This is a genomic window from Streptomyces mutabilis (assembly GCF_014649815.1).
GTDB classification, from domain to species: Bacteria; Actinomycetota; Actinomycetes; order Streptomycetales; family Streptomycetaceae; genus Streptomyces; species Streptomyces mutabilis.
Map to the genome: position 1 here is coordinate 1 of NZ_BMTT01000319.1, position 517 is coordinate 517.

The following is a 517-nucleotide window of genomic DNA, read 5'->3' on the forward strand; positions in this document are numbered from 1 at the left end:
TGCTACATTATTTTCAATTTTAACCCACTCATGCTCTTTAGAATATTTAAATTCGCTCGGTACTGCCACGAGAATCCCCTCCTGATTAATTTAATTACAATTTAATGATGCCACACACATATTATTCATTCAACTATTATTACAAAGAATAAATGAATTAAAATTCGTTTTTAAATATACAAAACACCATTTTAATTTATATTTTTTTATTAATGTTCACTTTCTCTAAATTAATATCACACCTATAACCATTGGTGTTGATACTCATTTTCTTTAAATCCTAAAGTCAAATGGTTACCAGAGATAGCTAATGGACGTTTAACCAACATTCCATCTGAAGCAAGTAGTTCTAGTTTTTCATCATCAGACATATTTTTAAGTTTCTCTTTTAAATTTAATTCGCGATATTTGATACCATGTGTATTAAACAACTTATTAATATTCACACCCGTTTTATCTACGATATTTTTGAATTCTTTTTTAGTCGGTGTATGTTGAACAATATCAATGGATTCAT

General features: G+C 27.5%; 1 protein-coding gene. It reads right to left on the reverse strand.

Annotated elements, in window-relative coordinates; genetic code table 11:
* Positions 1-242: 242 nt before the first annotated feature.
* Positions 243-517 (reverse strand): Spx/MgsR family RNA polymerase-binding regulatory protein (locus IE142_RS40480; protein ID WP_191889539.1); only part of this gene is annotated, 275 nt, incomplete at its 5' end.